Here is a 14,438-nt window from a genome sequence, read left to right as displayed (position 1 = left end):
GCGGCGGGGACGCCATCGCGCCAATCGGCCGCGCGGTTCGGCGTCCATCGCGCACCGATCGCCGACCATCGATCGTCGGCGGCGGACGGTTGGTGCGTGGTCAGTCGGCGGTCAGTGATCGGTCAGTCGGCAGTCAGTCGGCGGTCAGTCCTTGTGCTTTGTGTGCGTCGTGTGCCGACGGCTGTCGAGCACATGCCAGGCCTTTTCGGCCGCGGCCAGCTGGGCCTTGCGCTTCGAGGTGCCGGTGGCGGAGGCGATCTCGGTCTCCTCCTCGCCCTTGTGCAGCACGGCCATCACATGCGCGGTGAATTCCAGCCGGTATTCCGGTCCGCTCACCTCCATCTGATAGCGGGGCTCGGGCATGTGCAGCTCATGGGCCTTGACGGTGAGCGAGGTCTTCCAGTCGAGCGCCGGGCCCGCCTGCGTCACCTGGGCCAGGGTCTCGTCGATCAGCCGGTGCACCACCTTGCGGGCGGTGTCGATGCCGTGCTCCACGAACACCGCGCCGATCAGCGACTCCACCAGATCGCACAGGATCGAGTCCTTGTCAGCGCCGCCGGATTCGGCCTCACCGTGGCCGAGCAGCACGTACTGGCCCAGATTGAGCTTGCTGCGGGCGATGGCGGAAAGCGACTCCTCGGAGACCGCCTTGGCGCGCATCTTCGCCATCTGGCCTTCGGAGAAGTCGGGGTGGCGGGTGAACAGCGTTTCTGTGGTCACCAGCTCGAGCACGGCGTCGCCGAGGAACTCCAGACGCTCGTAGTTCGGCATGCCTTCGTGCTCGTGGGAGAAGGAACGGTGGGTGAGCGAGTGGATGAGCAGATCGGGGCTGATCGGCGCGCCGAGCGCCTCGATGAGATCGGCGGGAGCGGTGCCCGGCTCGAGTCCTTCGGGAAGGACGACGGGATTCGACTTGTGATGCTTGTTGGCCATAATGCTTCTTAAGTCTAGTGACCGGCCGGACCGACCGGCGGGAATATGAAAAAGACCCCGCCACCCGTCGATGGCGAGGTCTTCGATTACCTGACGTTCGGTACGTTCAGTCTCACTTGCTGAAGGAGGACTTGAGCGCAGCGCGGTAGGTGCGGCCGCGGTAGGAGCCGCAGCTCGGGCAGGCCTGGTGCGCGAGCACCGGCTCGCCGCAGTTCTTGCAGACCGCGGTCTGGGCAGCGGTAGTCTTCCAGGCGGAACGACGCGTATGCGTGTTCGCGCGCGACGTCTTGTACTTGGGCAGTGCCATTTTTCGGACCCTCTATTTCGATCGAAAGTTGTTATTGAGCTTAAGCCTTCGGTATTCTAGCGCATTTCGCACGCTTTGCCAAACCGCGTGGCTGTCCGCCGGCCGCCGCATGGTCATCGGCCGCCCGTCGCGCGGCGTATCGCACGGCCGCCGCCTCTACTGCTGCTCGCTCTCCAGCTGCTGCTTGAGGGCCTCGAGCGCGCCCCAGCGGATGTCGGTGGTCTCGTGCTCGTGGTCCGGCTGCTCGTTGAGATCGACGCCGCACTGCGGGCACAGGCCCCGGCAGTCCGGGCGGCACAGCGGCTGCAGCGGCATGGCCTCGGCGAGGTTGTCGCGCAGCAGCGCCTCGATGTCCATGAACGTGTTGCCTCCGGCGAGCGGATAGGTGTCGCCGCCCTCCTCCTCGCCGGCGATGATCTCCACTTCCTCGTCGTCATGGCGATTGCGCTTGTGCTCGTCGGGCGCGTAGGGGAAGAACGCGGTGACCGGCACGTTCAGCTCGCCGGTGAGCTCCTTGAGGCAGCGGGAGCATTCGCCGACGTACGGGGCGCTGATCGTGGCGTTGAGCAGCAGACCGTCGACGATCGAATCGATCGATCCACTCACATGCACGGGCTCACCCTTGCGGATGTCGAACACCTCATCGCCGATGCCGCTGGGCTCGGGGAAGTCGGCGTCGACCTCCTTGCTCTGTCCGGGACGCGTGGCGATCTGGGCCACGGAGATCGCCCACGGGGATTCCTCCGGTCGGATGCCGGTCGTATCTGCCATATCTGCTCCTTTGTCGGTACGTCTGTTGGTGTTCTGTCCGGTACGTCTGTCGGCGCACTGTACGTCTGCCGTCTGCCGGCGCGCTGTACGGCCGCCGGTCGGTACGTCTGCCGGTCGGCGCGCTGTGCGGCCGTGATGCCGCCTACTGCCTGCCGCCTACTGCCTGTCGTCTGCCGCCTACTGCCTGTCGTCTGCCGCCTACTGCCTGTCGTCTGCCGCCTACTGCCGCGGATAGTCGTCGTCGCTCAGGTGGGGCAGTCGCTGCGCCGCCTCCTTCTGACGCTCGGCCAGCACGTCGAGGCCGCTCTGCACGCCGTGCGTGGCCTTGTCCAGCTGGTTGAGCAGCTCGTTCAGCACGCTGGCCGAATACCGGTCGGCCCCCTGCGTGAGACGGTCCGCCTTGGTCTGGGCGGTATCGAGGATGCTGCGGGCACGTTCGGTGGCGAGGGCGACCACGTTCTCCTGACCGACGAGGAACTGCGCCTGCTCGTTGGCCTCGCGCACGATCGTGGCCGCCCGGCTCTGCGCCGAGGCGACGATCGAGCTGGCCTGCGACTGCGCGTTCTCCAGCCGCCGTTCCGATTCGCGCATCAGCGCGGAGGCGCGTTCCAGCTGCACCGGCAGTTTGCTCTTGAGCTCGCGGATCAGACCGGTGAGCTCCTCACGATCCACGCGCACCTGACCGCCGGAGAAGAAGCTGGACTTGGAGTCCTCCACCAGCGTCTCCATCCGTTCGAGCACGTCGAAGACGGTGGTGAACTGGTTCTTGGTGGCCAGCTCCTCGTCCTCGTCGTCCTCCAGAAACGCCTGGATGTTGCGCGGCAGCTGCGTGGTCGTACGATCCGCGGTCTGTGCGGGCGCGGTCTGATCGGCCGCGGTCTGCGTCGGGTACTGGGACTGCGCCGCGTACTCGGTCTGTGCCGGCTGCCCGGACTGCGCCGGCTGTGCGAGCTGCGTGTCCTGCGGATCGTCGTATCCGGCGCCGTATCCGTATCCGCCGACCGGCTGTCCGACCGGCTGCCGCGGCGTGCTGTGGCGGGTGGCGTCATCCAGATCGTCGCCGCCGGGGTAACCGGTGCCGCCGGCAGCCGGCCCGTTCGCGCCGGTTCCCTGGCCGCCCAGTCCGGGCAGATCGGGCAGATTCTCCAATCCCGGCAGATTGAGCCGCGGCCGTGCGGCTGACGGATCGTTGACGGGCATGGCGGCTTCAGCGGGCACCGGCCGCGCGGCCGAGGCCTGTCGGGCGGAAACCGAGGTGATATGCGTGGAATCGTCGAGGTCCACGATCGCCTCGTCCCGGCCGTTCATCTGACGGGCGACGACGGAATCACCGGTGTCGTCGGCGTCGGGGACGTGTCCCCTGAAGTCGTTCATACCTATCTACCTACCTCTTCTCGTTCTTCAGCGCTTCGGTGAGCAGCGGGGCCACGGATGCGGGCACGAGTCCGGTGACGTCGCCGCCGTGACGGGCCACGTCCTTCACGATCGTGCTGGAGATGTGTTCCTTCAGCGGATTCGCCGGCAGGAACATCGTCTCCACGCCGCCCAGCTGCTTGTTCACCAGCGCCATGCCCAGTTCGGCCTCGTAGTCGCCGTTCTGGCGCAGACCCTTGACGATGACCTTGGCTCCAACCTTAGCGCAATAGTCGGTGATCAGTCCGTCGGTGCTGTCGACGAGGATGTTCTCGTATCCGTCGTCGCGCAGGACGGTGCGGATCATCTCCACGCGCTGCCGGGGGGTGAACATCGGGCGCTTGTTCGCGTTGACCGCCACCACCACATGAACCTGTTCGAATAGATGGGCGCATCGTTCGACGACGTCGATGTGGCCGGAGGTCACCGGGTCGAACGAGCCGGGGCATACTGCAATTGTCATGCGTTCCAGCCTACCGTGAGGGGCGGCGCGGCGGGGTGCGGCGCGGTGAAGTGGGGTGCGGCACGGATACATGCGGATACATGGCGTATCGTATTCCGCCTTATGATGAACGTGGATTGACCGATCATCCGACGTCGCGTATGGTTCGGGTGATCGATGCGAATACCCCGCGAAATGCCCGCAGGTACCCACAATGCCCGCAGGCACTCACCAAAGGAAGAGGACATGATGACTGTAAGCAATGAACCGTCCGACGCCCTGTTCGACGACGCGCCGCTCTCCGACCCCGATTCCGGCACCGGCACCGCCGTACTGGAACGCACCGACACCAAGACGGAGACGAGGAAGACCGACGACGGCGATGCCGACCGGTTCGCCCACTACGTTTCCAAGGAGCGTATGGCCGAGTCCCGGCTGACCGGCCGGCCGGTGGTGGCGCTGTGCGGCAAGGTGTGGGTGCCCAAGCACAACCCCTCCGACTACCCGGTGTGCCCCGACTGCAAGCGCATCTACGACGAAATGCGGTAGCCGCCGTTTGGCCACCGGCGTCGTTTGACCACCCTCAGTCGGCTGCCGCCGACAGCCCCCGCCAGCGGGGGCGAAGTATGTGCTCCCGCCGACGAACAGTCCGGCGGACTGTTCGTCGCAGTGCGCATCTACGGGCGTACGTCGCACAATTCGTCGGGAGCTGTCGAGCGGATGCGAGACTGAGGGTGGTCGAATACTCCATGAGGGTAGTCGAGTGCTCAACCACCGAGTGCTCAACCACCCGAACTTAGCCTTTCGGCCCTCTCAGCTCCCAACGTAAACCGCTCAGGCGATCGTGATGACCTCGGTGGGGATCGCCTGCTCGCCCTGCGACAGTGACAGCGCGGTCACCGGCAGCTCGTCCAGCGCCTCGCGGTGATGGTCGCGGGCCGCCAACAGTGCGTCGTGGCCGGTCAGCGAATCATCGATGTCGCCGTGATCCACCGCGGTGATGAGCAGATCCTTGGTGTCGCCGTACTCCGCCTTGTCGGGCTCGAACGAGGCCAGCTTCTCCGCCGGGCCGCACACCACCAGCTCGCCCTGCGCCAGACCGTACTGGTAGCAGCGCAGCGCCCGCTTACGCCAGCCGTCGGTGCTCTTGCCGAACGACTTCTTGGCCACGCCGTGCATCTGGCCGTCCGCGCCCTCGCGTTCGGTGAGCTTGTACACCATCGCGCAGGTGGGGTGGCCCGAACCGGTGACCAGCATCGTGCCCACGCCGTACGAGTCCACGGGGGCGGTGGCCAGCGCCGCCAGCGCATACTCGTCCAGATCGTTGGTCACGGTGATCTTCGTGTTCGTGGCGCCCAGCGAATCGAGCTGCTTGCGGGCCTTCTGGGCCAGCGAGGCCAGATCGCCCGAGTCGATGCGGATGCCGCCGAGCTCGGGGCCGGCCACCTCGACGGCCGTGGTGATTGCCTGCTCGATGTTGTAGGTGTCGGTGAGCAGCGTGGTACCCGGGCCCAGCGCGTTGATCTGCGAGACGAAGGCGTCGCGCTCGTTGTCATGCAGCAGCGTGAAGGCGTGCGCGGCGGTGCCGATGCACACCAGATCGTACTTCTTGGCGGCGGCGAGGTTCGCGGTGCCGGCGAATCCGCCCACGATGGCCGCGCGGGCCGCGGCGACGGCGGCGCTCTCGTTGGTGCGGCGTCCGCCCATGTCCATGCACGGACGGTCCCCGGCGGCGCTGGTCATGCGCGAGGCCGCGGAGGCGATGGCCGAATCGTAGTTGAGTACCGACAGGATCAGCGTCTCCAGCAGCGTGCACTCGCCGAACGTGCCCTCTACCTGAAGGATCGGCGAATTCGCGAAGAACGCCTCGCCTTCGCGGTAGGCGCGGATCGTGCCGGTGAAGCGGAAGTTCTCCAGCCACTTCGCGGTCCGTTCGCTCACCACATGACGGTCGCGCAGGAACTTCAGATCCGATTCGCTCGGCCGGAAGTCCTTCAGCATCTCCAGGATGCGGCCGAGACCGGCGGCGATGCCGTATCGGCGGCCGGCGGGCAGATGGCGGGTGAACACCTCGAACACGCATCGGCGGTCCGCGGTGCCGTCCTGCATGGCCGCGTCCAGCATCGTGTACTCGTACATGTCGGTCATCATGGCCGGCGAGAAATCGTTCGTCATGTCGTTCGTCACGGCTCCTTCACGTCGCGTCGTATCACTCCGTGCGCTCTCGCGCTCTTAGGGAGTCAGTTTAGGCGGTTCGGGCGGATAATCCATACCCCGGCCGATCGTCACGGTGATTGTCGGCAAAGACGGATAGCGTGCGTAGGGCAAGCGGCGTACGGCGCCGAAGACGCCCGACGTACCGCAACCGTGAATTGGGAAGGTGTTTGACACGATGGTGCAGATTAAAGACATGCTTGACGCCAATACGACGATTCGCCCCGACGGCCGTGACGTGGACGAGCTGCGTCCGGTCACGATCACCCGGCACTTCACCGACGTTCCCGAAGGATCGGTGCTGATCTGCTGCGGCAACACCCGCGTGATGTGCACCGCCACGTTCAGCCAGGGCGTGCCCCGCTGGCGCAAGGACTCCGGCCTCGGCTGGGTCACCGCCGAATACTCGATGCTGCCCCGCGCCACCGCCGAACGCACCGACCGCGAGTCCGTGCGCGGCAAGATCGGCGGCCGCACCCACGAGATCAGCCGTCTGATCGGCCGCTGCCTGCGTGGCGTGGTCGACATGAAGGCGCTGGGCGAGAACCAGATCCAGATCGACTGCGACGTGCTGCAGGCCGACGGCGGCACCCGCACCGCGTCCATCACCGGCGCGTACGTGGCGCTCGCCGACGCGATCGACTGGGCCAAGAAGCACAAGATGATCCGCGCCAACCGTCAGGTGATCAAGGATCAGGTTTCGGCCGTCTCCGTCGGAGTGATCAACGGCAAGCCGATGCTGGACCTGCCGTATGTGGAGGACAGTCAGGCCATGACCGACATGAACGTGGCCATGACCGGCGCCGGCGAGTTCATCGAGATCCAGGGCACCGCCGAGCACCGTCCGTTCACCCGCAAGGAGCTGGGCGTACTGCTCGATCTGGCCGAGAAGGGCAACAAGGAGCTGCAGGCCGTGCAGCGCAAGGCCCTCGCCCAGGACTGATTCGTCTTGGCTTCCCCCTCTGGGGGAAGCTGGCGGCACAAGCCGACTGATGAGGGCTCAGTCGAGCCGACAGACGAGCGGATCGGGATCGTCCGTCACCTCATCCGACCGGCCGAGCCGGCCACCTTCCCCTCAAGGGGAAGGCTTGGTGTCCCTCCGTTCTCCACGGGTCTGCCATAATTGAAGACGGTGCATGGCCGCGCGTCGGTCGCGCCGCCGCACCGTCATCCATTCGGGGGATATCCCATCGGCCTGCCGGCAGCGGTATCGTCGGGGCCGATCGGCGTACGCCAATCGTACTGTGTGATCCGACGTGACCGGACAAATGCGATTGCCGGACGCTGCCCGGATGAAAGTTGTTGGCCGAGTGAAAAGGGACTGTTATGACTGACACCGTGAAGCTGGTGGTTGCCACCCATAACGAAGGCAAGCTGGTGGAGATTCGCCGTATTCTCGTCGAGGATCTCGGCGCGGACGCCGACCGCATCGAACTGGTGTCGGCCGGATCGCTCGGTCTTCCCGATCCGGTGGAGACCGGCGTGAGCTTCGAGCAGAACGCCCTGCTCAAGGCCCGTGATGTGGTCCGTCGTACCGGTCTGCCCGCCGTGGCCGATGATTCCGGTCTGATCGTGGACGTGCTCGGCGCGGCCCCCGGCATTCTTTCCGCCCGCTGGGCCGGTCGTCACGGCGACGACGTGGCCAACTACGAGCTGCTGCTCGCGCAGATCGAGGACATTCCGGACCGCAACCGCAACGCCCGGTTCCGTTGCGCCGCCGCGCTGGTGGTGCCCGAGCCGGGGCAGACCGAGGCACCGTACGAACTGCACAACGAGACCGTGCAGCTCGGTGACATGAAGGGCATGATCAACCGTGCGCCGAAGGGCGAGCACGGGTTCGGCTACGACCCGATCTTCGTGCCGGAGGAGCAGCCGGCACGCGCCGTGGAGGCGGGCGAGACGCTCACCAGCGCCGAGATGACCCCCGACGAGAAGAATGCGATCTCCCACCGTTCCAAGGCGCTGAAGCGTCTGGCCCCGCTGATCCGCACCATGGTGCTGGACTGAGCGGTGCTGCCGGCTGAGCGGCTGAGCGGCTCGGTCACGCCGGGATCAGGAAGTTGATCGCCGTCATGGCGACCATGCCGAGCACCGACGTGACCGACAGGCAGAAGCCGGCCATACGCGCATTGCCGAGCACCTTGTCGGAGAACAGCGTGGCGAACACCGCGGTCGGCGCGAAGCACAGCATCACCACGGCCTTGCGGATGTCCGTGTCGAACGGCAGCAGGAACCATCCGGCCGCGGAGAAGATCGCGGCGAAGGGGATGCGCCACGCCATCACGCGCAGCACCTGCATCACGTCGCTGCGGCCGGCCGGCAGGTCCATCAGCATGCCCACCATCAGCATCGAGCAGAAGCCGTTGGCGTTGGCGAAGGGTTCGAGCACGGTGGAGACCACGCCGGGCAGGGTGACGCCGGTGAGCATGAACACGATCATCAGCAGATAGCAGTCGAACGGCACCGAGGTGAGGAATCCCTTGAGAATGCCCTTGATCGTGGCCGCGCGGGCCAGACGACGGGCGTCGGGATCCTTCGGGGTGATCTTCGGCAGCACGGGCGCGTCGCCGGCGCCCTGTTCGCTGAGCGTCTTGCCGGGCTGGATGTGCAGCAGCCGCAGGGTGAGCAGGTTGCTGCCGGCCGAGACCACCACGCAGTTGCCCATATCGAACATGGCGCCGGGCACCAGCGAGGCCGGGCCGAGCATGCCCTGCATCACGGGGAAGCAGAAGTTGCCGATGTTGAAGCCCGCGCCGTTGAGCATCAGGAACGCGCGTTCGCTCACCGGCTTGTGACGGCTGGCGAAGTAGAGGATCGGAATCGGGATCATGCCGCAGACGAAGCCGAACAGCGTGATCCACGCATGCTCAGGTCGTGCGGATTGTTGAGGAACGAGACGATGATCGCCGCGGGCAGCGTGAGATTGAACACCACGCGCTGCAGGACGCGGTAGTCGTTTTCGCCGAAGATGCGGGTGCGCTTGAATCCGTATCCGACGAAGATGATGAGCAGCAGCGTGATCGGATGAATCAACGACGACATGGCTTCGCTTACCTACGATTCTTTGGTACGGCCACTGGGTAGGGCGACGGGGTGGTTCATGTGAGACGTTGGTGCGCGAGATGGGACTTGAACCCACACGTCTAAGACACAGGAACCTAAATCCTGCGCGTCTACCAATTCCGCCACTCGCGCATATATGCAAAACCCTAGGCTTTTGAGGGCCTAGGGAAGGGAGCCACTTGACAGAATCGAACTGTCGACCTGCTCATTACGAGTGAGCCGCTCTACCGACTGAGCTAAAGTGGCGAATCGTGAACGCAAGCGCACACAGAAAGATTATTCTAGGGTCGATTTCGTGATTTGTCCAGTCGGACTCGCTCGGCGCGTCTCGGCGGGCGGATCGGGTCGGGCTGGTCGGTCAGGTTGGGCTGATCCGGCTGATCGGACGGGGCGGTCGGTGGGCCGGGCTGATCGGGGGATCGGGCCTGCGATCCCGTTGTGGTGGAACAATGGCCGCATGGCGAACGATTTCCATGCACTCATTCCCGCCGGTGGCGCGGGCTCCCGTCTGTGGCCGATCAGCCGGCGTGATCGGCCGAAATTCCTGTATGACTTTCTCGGGTCCGGCCGCACGATGATCCAGTCCACTTTCGACCGTCTGGCCGCGATCGCCGGGGCCGACCACGTATCGGTGATCACCGGCGTGGCCCATGAGGCCGCAGTCCGCGCGCAGCTGCCCGATCTGCCCGACGCCAATCTGTTCTGCGAGCCGGTGGGGCGCGACTCCACCGCGGCGATCGCCCTGCCCGCCGCGATCCTCGCCGAACGGTACGGCGGCGACTGCGTGATCGGATCGTTCGCGGCCGATCATGTGATCCGCGACGACGAGACCTTTGCGGACTGCGTGCGCGAGGCGGTCGCGGCCGCCCGCGCCGGGTACGTGACCACGATCGGCATTGCGGCCACCCGTCCGTCCACGGCGTTCGGCTACATCCGTCAGGGCGCCTCGCTGACCGGCCGGGTGCCGGACGCGCCCCACGCCCGCGTGGCCGAGGCGTTCGTGGAAAAGCCCGACGCCGCCACGGCCGCGGCCTATCTCGCCACCGGGGAGTACCGATGGAACGCCGGTATGTTCGTCATGAAAACGGGGGTATTGCTTGATCTGCTGAAACGGCTGAAGCCGGAGATCCACCGGGCGGTGACCGATATCGCGTCGGTGTGGGATGGTCCGGCCGATGTTCGCGCCGAAGCGATGGAGCGGATCTGGCCGGGGATCGAGAAGATCGCGTTCGACTATGCCGTGGCCGAACCGCTGGCCGCGGAAGGGGGAGTGGCGGTGGTGCCCGGCGGATTCGGCTGGGATGACATCGGCGATTTCAATTCCGTGGCCGCGTTGATTCCCAGTGCCGATCCGTTCAACAACAAGATCATCGGGGAGGCGGGCAAGGTGATCTGTCTGGATTCGGCCGGCAACGTGATCGCCCCCGAATCGGGGCGGATGGTCGCCGTGCTCGGCGCCGACGATCTGGTGGTGATCGACACGCCCGACGCGCTGCTGGTCGCGCCGCGGGCCCGCAGTCAGGAGGTCAAGCGGATGGTGGCGGCGCTGGCCGCGCGCGGCGAGGACTCGGTACTGTAGGGCACGTTTGCGGCGTCGGGAGCTGCGTTGTTGCTGTGCTGCGGTGGTGCGGTGTTGCGCTGCTGTGGCGTGTCGTTGCCCCTCACATGGGTCGGGCGCCCCATGTGAGGCGTTGCCGGCAAACGGAGTATGAACATCAGGTTGCATTTGTCGCCGTTGGATATCACGTCAATTTATTGCACGTTCTAACGCATAAATCGCAACACTTTTGTGCACTTCGACCTGTCCGCCGAGCACAGTATCGTGAAGTTCGGAACATGGCGGTGCGCAACACCCGCCGCTTTCAAGTGATGAAAGGACCGTTCAATGGCCATTAATCCTCCTATCGACGCCACCCAGACTCCCGCCTGGGCCGAGCTGCAGAAGCACTACGACGCTCTTCAGGCTGAAGGCATCGATCTCAAGAAGTGGTTCGCCGAGGATCCCGAGCGTGTGGAGAAGCTCAGCTTCGAGGCCGGCGATCTGCACTTCGACCTGTCCAAGAACCTCATCAAGCCCGAAACCATCGCGCTGCTCGCCAACCTCGCCAAGGACGTGAAGCTGGACGAGCGCATCAAGCAGCAGTACACCGGCGTGCACATCAACAACACCGAGGACCGCGCCGTGCTGCACACCGCCCTGCGTCGCCCGGAGGAGGACGAGGGCAAGTACATCGTCGACGGTCAGGACGTCGTCAAGGACGTTCGCGACACCCTCGAGCGCATCTACGCCTTCGCCGACGCCGTGCGCTCCGGCAAGTGGACCGGCATCACCGGCCGCAAGATCGAAACCGTGGTCAACATCGGCATCGGCGGTTCCGATCTGGGTCCCGTCATGGCCTACGAGGCGCTGAAGCCGTACGCCGACGCCGGCATCTCCGCCCGCTACATCTCCAACATCGACCCCAACGATCTCGCCGAGAAGACCAAGGGCCTCGATCCGGAGACCACGCTGTTCATCATCGTCTCCAAGACCTTCACCACCCTCGAAACCCTGACCAACGCCCGCGAGGCCCGCACCTGGCTGCTTGAGGAGCTCGTCGCCAACGGTGCGATCTCCGACGGTGATGAGGCCCAGAAGGCCGAAGCCATCAAGAAGCACTTCGTGGCCGTCTCCACCAACCTGGAGAAGGTCGAGGAGTTCGGCATCGATCCGGCCAACGCCTTCGGCTTCTGGAACTGGGTCGGCGGCCGCTACTCCGTCGACTCCGCCGTCGGCACCTCGCTCGCCGTGGTGTTCGGTCCGGCCCGCTTCGAGGAGTTCCTGCACGGCTTCCACGAGATCGACGAGTACTTCGCCAACACCCCGTTCGAGAAGAACGTCGTCGCCCTGCTCGGTCTGCTCAACGTGTGGTACCGCAACTTCTTCAAGGCCGCCTCGCACGCCGTGCTGCCGTACGACCAGTACCTGCACCGCTTCCCGGCCTACCTGCAGCAGCTGACCATGGAGTCCAACGGCAAGTCCGTGCGCTGGGACGGCACCCCCGTCACCACCGAGACCGGCGAGATCTTCTGGGGCGAGCCCGGCACCAACGGCCAGCATGCCTTCTACCAGCTGATCCACCAGGGTACCCAGCTCATCCCGGCCGACTTCATCGCCTTCGCCAACACCCCGAACCCGGTGAAGGACGGCGATCAGGACGTGCATGAGCTGTTCCTCGGCAACTACCTCGCCCAGACCAAGGCCCTCGCCTTCGGCAAGACCGCCGATGAGGTGCGCGCCGAGGGCACGCCGGAGGAGATCGTTCCCGCCCGCGTGTTCAAGGGCAACCGTCCGACCACCTCGATCTTCGGTGTGGCACTCACCCCGTTCTCGCTCGGCGAGCTGATTGCCCTGTACGAGCACATCACCCTCGTCGAGGGCACCGTGTGGGGCGTGGACTCCTACGATCAGTGGGGCGTGGAGCTTGGCAAGCAGCTGGCCAAGCAGATCACCCCGGCGCTGTCTCAGGACGACAAGGCCCTCGCCGATCAGGACGCCTCCACCCAGGCCCTGATCAAGTTCTACCGCGAGAAGCGCGAGTTCTGATCTCTGGGTGTTGATCGCCGGGCGCTGATCGGATTCTGATCGGGGCTGTTCGGATTCTGATCGGGACTGTTCGGAGCTTGGATAGTCTCCGACCGGTCCCGGCAGTCCGTGGTTTCACGTGAAACACCGCAAGGGCGGTGCCCCTTCCTTGGACGGAGGGGCACCGCCCTTTGCTTTTCGCCATGGTTTTGCCTTCCCCTTAGGCTGAGCCCGTTAAAAAAACGGCGGGGCCGTTTTAGGGCTCAGGCGAGCCGACAGGCGAGTGACGGAACGCGGCCGTAGGCCGTCCGCTCTTGCGGTTGAAGCTGGCGGCGTGAGCCGACTGATGAGGGGCAGATAAATCCCATCGGCTTTCGATTCCGTCTACTGCATATCCAACGGCACCTTGCTCGTCGGCGCGGGGAACGCCCGGCTGAGTGCGGCCATCTCATCGGTGCTGAGCGTGACGTCCTGCACCCGCAGATTGGCCAGCATATGCTCCGAGCTGCCGGTGCACGGAATGGCGATGGTGTCGTCCCGGTGCAACACGAACAGCAGCAGCACCTGCATCGGCGTAATGCCCTGATCGGCGTGGGCGGCGGCGATCTGACGGACGACCGGCGAGGAGAGCAGACCGTTGCGCAGCGTGCCGGCCTGTGCCAGCGGACAGTATGCCATCAGTGGGATCCCGTGCGCGTCCATCCATGGCAGCAGATCGTATTCCACGCCGCGTGATCCAAGATGATACAGATCCTGATTCACCGCGCATCCGTCGCCGCCGGGGGTGGCGAACAGCTCCTTCATGTCGGCGGTGTCGAAATTCGATACGCCCCAGTTGCGGATCAGTCCGTCGGCTTTCGCCTGCTCCATGCATTCCACGGTTTCGGCCAGCGGAATCGATCCACGCCAGTGCAGCAGATACAGGTCGAGATAGTCCGTGCCAAGACGGCGGAGGGATGCCTCCAGACTCTGCCGCAGGAAACGGCGTCCGGCGTGATGCGGATACACCTTGGAGACGAGAAACAGCTTCGATCGGTCGCGGCCTTTGATCGCCTGACCGACCAACGATTCGGCCATGCCGTCCGCATACATCTCCGCGGTGTCGATCAGGGTCATGCCGTGGTCCAAGCCGGTTTGCAGTGCGGCGATCTCCTGTGATTCCGGCCGCTGCCCCTCCGCCAGATGCCAGGTGCCCATGCCCAGTCGGGGCATCGCCGTGCCGTCGGGCAGCTGCAACGTCGGCTGGGAAGGTTCCTTTTGGATTGGGCGGATGTTTGGCTGGCGGTTTGGTCGGCTGTTTGATTGGCTGTTTGGTTGGCGCTGTTGCCTTTCCTGCCCGTCTTGCCTTTCCTCGCCTTCTCTGTCTTCTTTGCCTTCCGTATGACGCAATGATTCCCCGCTTGTCTTCTGAACCGTCATCACTACTTCTCTCTTTCGACGTCCTCCCCGATGATAAAGCGTTTTGCATTTCCCAGACAGACCATGTTCATGAAACGCCGTGACGGACGGCAGTGCCATCCGTAGGCGAGCGAAGGCCCGAAGCACTGGGCTTCCCCCTCTGGGCTGGGCCCGTTAAGAAAACGGCGGGGCCGTTTTTAGGGCTCAGGCGAGCCGACAGGTGAGTGACGGAACGCGGCCGTAGGCCGTCCGCTCTTGCGGTTGAAGCTGGCAGCCGTAGGCTGACTGATGAGGGTCAATGCAAACGAAGCCGTGTCGTTTCGGGGGGGGGG

The 14,438-nt window shown here is 65.1% G+C and carries 12 protein-coding genes, 2 tRNA genes and 1 pseudogene; 5 read left to right on the top strand and 10 right to left on the bottom strand.

What is annotated here, in order from left to right:
* Nucleotides 1-144 precede the first annotated feature (144 nt).
* The 5 genes from rnc to coaD form a co-directional block, all read right to left on the bottom strand.
* A complete protein-coding gene (gene rnc / locus CSQ87_RS02200; protein ID WP_100512257.1) occupies nucleotides 145-933 on the bottom strand; it encodes a ribonuclease III in 789 nt (262 codons plus the stop codon).
* 112 nt (nucleotides 934-1,045) lie between these two features.
* Nucleotides 1,046-1,240 (bottom strand): 50S ribosomal protein L32, encoded by a 195-nt coding sequence (gene rpmF / locus CSQ87_RS02195; protein ID WP_100512256.1) that lies wholly within the window; start codon nucleotides 1,238-1,240, stop codon nucleotides 1,046-1,048.
* A gap of 156 nt (nucleotides 1,241-1,396) precedes the next feature.
* Nucleotides 1,397-2,011, bottom strand: a complete 615-nt coding sequence (locus tag CSQ87_RS02190) for a YceD family protein (protein WP_100512255.1) — start codon at nucleotides 2,009-2,011, stop codon at nucleotides 1,397-1,399.
* 219 nt (nucleotides 2,012-2,230) lie between these two features.
* On the bottom strand, nucleotides 2,231-3,385 hold the full coding sequence (locus CSQ87_RS02180) for a cell division protein (protein ID WP_100512254.1): 1,155 nt from the start codon (nucleotides 3,383-3,385) through the stop codon (nucleotides 2,231-2,233).
* Nucleotides 3,386-3,395: 10 nt separating this feature from the next.
* Nucleotides 3,396-3,887 (bottom strand): pantetheine-phosphate adenylyltransferase, encoded by a 492-nt coding sequence (gene coaD / locus CSQ87_RS02175; RefSeq protein ID WP_100512253.1) that lies wholly within the window; start codon nucleotides 3,885-3,887, stop codon nucleotides 3,396-3,398.
* A 225-nt stretch (nucleotides 3,888-4,112) separates the two neighbouring features.
* On the opposite strand from coaD, the gene CSQ87_RS02170 reads away from it, so the two are divergent.
* Nucleotides 4,113-4,415: a DUF3039 domain-containing protein gene (locus CSQ87_RS02170; protein WP_423734764.1), complete on the top strand. Its 303-nt coding sequence runs from the start codon at nucleotides 4,113-4,115 to the stop codon at nucleotides 4,413-4,415.
* Between the two features lie 285 nt (nucleotides 4,416-4,700).
* Here the strand turns inward: CSQ87_RS02170 and CSQ87_RS02165 are convergent, their stop codons facing one another.
* Nucleotides 4,701-6,041, bottom strand: a complete 1,341-nt coding sequence (locus CSQ87_RS02165; RefSeq protein ID WP_100512465.1) for a nicotinate phosphoribosyltransferase — start codon at nucleotides 6,039-6,041, stop codon at nucleotides 4,701-4,703.
* Between the two features lie 217 nt (nucleotides 6,042-6,258).
* Here CSQ87_RS02165 and rph point away from each other — a divergent pair, with 217 nt between their 5' ends.
* Together rph and rdgB are read left to right on the top strand one after the other, a co-directional pair.
* Complete coding sequence (rph, locus tag CSQ87_RS02160; RefSeq protein WP_100512252.1) at nucleotides 6,259-7,023, top strand: ribonuclease PH; 765 nt, start codon at nucleotides 6,259-6,261, stop codon at nucleotides 7,021-7,023.
* 395 nt (nucleotides 7,024-7,418) lie between these two features.
* Nucleotides 7,419-8,087, top strand: a complete 669-nt coding sequence (gene rdgB, locus CSQ87_RS02155) for an RdgB/HAM1 family non-canonical purine NTP pyrophosphatase (RefSeq protein ID WP_117434917.1) — start codon at nucleotides 7,419-7,421, stop codon at nucleotides 8,085-8,087.
* Between the two features lie 34 nt (nucleotides 8,088-8,121).
* Here the strand turns inward: rdgB and CSQ87_RS02150 are convergent.
* From CSQ87_RS02150 to CSQ87_RS02140, 3 genes and pseudogenes are all read right to left on the bottom strand, one after another.
* Nucleotides 8,122-9,122 (bottom strand): annotated as a pseudogene (locus tag CSQ87_RS02150) (AEC family transporter).
* Between the two features lie 69 nt (nucleotides 9,123-9,191).
* Nucleotides 9,192-9,275, bottom strand: a tRNA-Leu gene (locus tag CSQ87_RS02145).
* A 41-nt stretch (nucleotides 9,276-9,316) separates the two neighbouring features.
* Nucleotides 9,317-9,389, bottom strand: a tRNA-Thr gene (locus tag CSQ87_RS02140).
* A 211-nt stretch (nucleotides 9,390-9,600) separates the two neighbouring features.
* On the opposite strand from CSQ87_RS02140, the gene CSQ87_RS02135 reads away from it, so the two are divergent.
* Nucleotides 9,601-10,722 (top strand): mannose-1-phosphate guanylyltransferase, encoded by a 1,122-nt coding sequence (locus CSQ87_RS02135; RefSeq protein WP_100512250.1) that lies wholly within the window; start codon nucleotides 9,601-9,603, stop codon nucleotides 10,720-10,722.
* A gap of 306 nt (nucleotides 10,723-11,028) precedes the next feature.
* Nucleotides 11,029-12,729, top strand: coding sequence for a glucose-6-phosphate isomerase (gene pgi / locus CSQ87_RS02130; protein WP_100512249.1), 1,701 nt, complete (start codon nucleotides 11,029-11,031; stop codon nucleotides 12,727-12,729).
* Between the two features lie 363 nt (nucleotides 12,730-13,092).
* Here pgi and CSQ87_RS02125 read toward each other — a convergent pair whose 3' ends face one another.
* Nucleotides 13,093-13,920, bottom strand: coding sequence for an aldo/keto reductase (locus tag CSQ87_RS02125; RefSeq protein ID WP_100512464.1), 828 nt, complete (start codon nucleotides 13,918-13,920; stop codon nucleotides 13,093-13,095).
* Nucleotides 13,921-14,438: the final 518 nt, after the last annotated feature.

Source organism: Bifidobacterium simiarum (assembly GCF_002802905.1).
GTDB classification, from domain to species: Bacteria; Actinomycetota; Actinomycetes; order Actinomycetales; family Bifidobacteriaceae; genus Galliscardovia; species Galliscardovia simiarum.
Note: the sequence above shows the minus strand (reverse complement) of the source record. Positions and strands in the feature narration are given on the sequence as shown.

What these genes read in the sequence shown, in the direction of transcription:
- rnc (WP_100512257.1), bottom strand. Translation starts at nt 933, where the DNA reads ATGGCCAACAAGCATCACAAGTCGAATCCCGTCGTCCTTCCCGAAGGA.
- rpmF (WP_100512256.1), bottom strand. Translation starts at nt 1,240, where the DNA reads ATGGCACTGCCCAAGTACAAGACGTCGCGCGCGAACACGCATACGCGT.
- CSQ87_RS02190 (WP_100512255.1), bottom strand. Translation starts at nt 2,011, where the DNA reads ATGGCAGATACGACCGGCATCCGACCGGAGGAATCCCCGTGGGCGATC.
- CSQ87_RS02180 (WP_100512254.1), bottom strand. Translation starts at nt 3,385, where the DNA reads ATGAACGACTTCAGGGGACACGTCCCCGACGCCGACGACACCGGTGAT.
- coaD (WP_100512253.1), bottom strand. Translation starts at nt 3,887, where the DNA reads ATGACAATTGCAGTATGCCCCGGCTCGTTCGACCCGGTGACCTCCGGC.
- CSQ87_RS02170 (WP_423734764.1), top strand. Translation starts at nt 4,113, where the DNA reads ATGATGACTGTAAGCAATGAACCGTCCGACGCCCTGTTCGACGACGCG.
- CSQ87_RS02165 (WP_100512465.1), bottom strand. Translation starts at nt 6,041, where the DNA reads ATGACGAACGATTTCTCGCCGGCCATGATGACCGACATGTACGAGTAC.
- rph (WP_100512252.1), top strand. Translation starts at nt 6,259, where the DNA reads ATGGTGCAGATTAAAGACATGCTTGACGCCAATACGACGATTCGCCCC.
- CSQ87_RS02135 (WP_100512250.1), top strand. Translation starts at nt 9,601, where the DNA reads ATGGCGAACGATTTCCATGCACTCATTCCCGCCGGTGGCGCGGGCTCC.
- pgi (WP_100512249.1), top strand. Translation starts at nt 11,029, where the DNA reads ATGGCCATTAATCCTCCTATCGACGCCACCCAGACTCCCGCCTGGGCC.
- CSQ87_RS02125 (WP_100512464.1), bottom strand. Translation starts at nt 13,920, where the DNA reads ATGCCCCGACTGGGCATGGGCACCTGGCATCTGGCGGAGGGGCAGCGG.